Source organism: Waterburya sp. (assembly GCF_058530065.1).
The window spans coordinates 1-1,512 of record NZ_JBZNBU010000437.1; the positions used below are offsets into that span (position 1 = coordinate 1).

1 protein-coding gene and 1 pseudogene are annotated in these 1,512 nt (G+C 31.7%); both read right to left on the minus strand.

The window, feature by feature from the left end:
* A pseudogene (locus AC33VI_RS23395) lies at positions 1 to 192 on the minus strand (hypothetical protein); the annotation flags it as partial.
* Between the two features lie 94 nt (positions 193 to 286).
* Entirely contained in the window at positions 287 to 1,393 is a 1,107-nt protein-coding gene (locus AC33VI_RS23400; RefSeq protein WP_491784663.1) for a hypothetical protein, read from the minus strand.
* Positions 1,394 to 1,512 lie beyond the last annotated feature (119 nt).

Here is a 1,512-nt window from a genome sequence, read left to right on the forward strand (position 1 = left end):
AACTAATTCTTTTTGATTATTATTTAAAAATTCTTTGTTACTAGGATTGATACTAATAGTAGCTACTGAAGCTTGATGAATGTTACCAAAAAAGATAACTGGAATTGAATTTGCTACAATGTGTTCTTTTAGATTAATAGGAATGGGTTGTCGTATACGATCTTTTATATATGCTGGAATGCTTGTAATCATGTATTTTTATACATAGTAACTTTAGATTTAAAACTATTCTCTCATCAAAAATTTGTCAATGAGATCGCATATCTGAGACAAGAACTTAAATCTATTACTTCCGATGCAATCCTGCATTTTTCAATCGTCTTAATAATCCAACACGTCTACTATATTTTTCGTGAATATAATTTAAGCGTTTTTGAAACTCAGGTTGTTTATTTTGATATTCTGCTAAATCTTTGAGCTTAACTAACAAGTTAACCGCCTCTTCATAGGGTTTTGCTTGAGCTACTAGTAACAATCTTTCAATATTTGACCAAGCTTGTGTTGCTTGGTTGGCAAACTGTTTTAATTCTTCAATTCTTTTCTTCTCTGCTGCTTGTTCTTTTTTTATGCGATTTTTTTCCTCCTCTTGTTTGGCAGTTTGTAGTAGTTGCAATATGCTTCTGGAAGACTTTTTTTCAAATTGAATAAATGTTATTTTTTTGGATAATTTTTGTTTAAACTTAATTGCCAAATTTGGTTGTTCTTTTAACAATTGTAATAAAATAAGATCGCATTCTTTTCTTGATAGCTGGGAGATTTTTTCTAACCAAATTTCATCCGTAATTGATGTTAATTCTTGGCTTGATTTTGCTGCAACTTTAACTAAATATTTATCCAACTCAAATAATTTTATAAAAGAAGTTAGCGATCGCGATAGTTTATTTAATCCTGGTGGTACAGGTGGCTCATATTCTTTCTCGTCAATATCTTGTAGAGTAATTGCTTTCAACCAAGCAAGATAAAGCAAGCGATAATCTTGTTTTAAGATATCATTTCGTAAATCGATAATTTCAGCTAACTCTCCTCCTCCCTCAATCCAACCAAAACCGTCTTCAAGGTTATAGCAGATATCTAAAATTACATAATTACCGATTTTCGATACAGATATACAGTCTTCAATGCAATATGCTTGAATTTGCTTAATATCGATTAGAGATTTGGGAAATCGAAACATTAATTGTTGAGTACCCCAATTAGCTATATAGTACATAGCATCAAAATACTTAGCTAAAATAGCTTGAGGAGTGCTGCGAAAATCTCCATAACTATAGGTAAAGATGGCTCTGGTAGCTGTAAGCTCAACTCTACTGGATAATCGACTAATAATCTTGCGTTCTTTATTGTTTAGCGGACGATCTATGGTCTGAAATTCGTAGTATTGATACTCACTCATTAGAGTCTTCTAAACGATAGATAATATTGAGACAATTATATAGTCGTTCTAATTAATTTCCGTACTATCTCAGTAATTTGTTCGGGGGATTAGGGATTAGGGGTTAGGGATTAGGGAGC

Excerpts from the sequence above, each read along its gene's own strand:
- AC33VI_RS23400 (WP_491784663.1), bottom strand. The coding sequence starts at position 1,393 with ATGAGTGAGTATCAATACTACGAATTTCAGACCATAGATCGTCCGCTA.